The organism is Streptococcus cristatus (assembly GCF_003943535.1).
Lineage (GTDB): Bacteria > Bacillota > Bacilli > Lactobacillales > Streptococcaceae > Streptococcus > Streptococcus cristatus_L.
The window spans coordinates 1-532 of the sequence record NZ_RJPU01000043.1; the positions used below are offsets into that span (position 1 = coordinate 1).

Sequence of the window (532 nt, forward strand, 5' to 3'; positions counted from 1 at the left end):
TCTCGACCAACTTCGCACTAACGGAACTCACAGTTACCAAGCTACTGTCAAAGTTTATGGCGCCAAAGACGGCAAACCAGATTTAAGCAATCTTGTTGCGACAAAAAATGTGACGGTTGACTTGAACGGCCTTGTTTCAAAAGAAGCAGTCAAAGATTCAGTCACTAAAAATATTAAAGACCATATCGACGTTCCAGCAAGCTATCTAGAAAAAGCAAATGTTCCTGGTCCATTCTTGGCTGGTGTTAACCAAGTCATCCCGTATGAAGCTTTCGGTGGTGACGGCATGTTGACGCGCCTCTTGCTCAAATCTTCTGACAAGGCACCTTGGTCTGACAATGGCACAGCTAAAAACCCAGCACTCTTGCCGCTTGAAGGCTTGGCCAAAGGTCAATACTTCTACGAAGTGGATTTGAATGGCAACACGACAGGTAAAGATGGACAAGCCCTTCTCGACCAACTTCGCACTAACGGAACTCACAGTTACCAAGCTACTGTCAAAGTTTATGGCGCCAAAGACGGCAAACCAGAT

General features: G+C 45.7%; 1 protein-coding gene. It reads left to right on the top strand.

The window, feature by feature from the left end:
- The coding region (locus D8790_RS10450) for an SSURE domain-containing protein (protein WP_185761963.1) at nt 1-532 on the top strand (532 nt) is incomplete at both ends.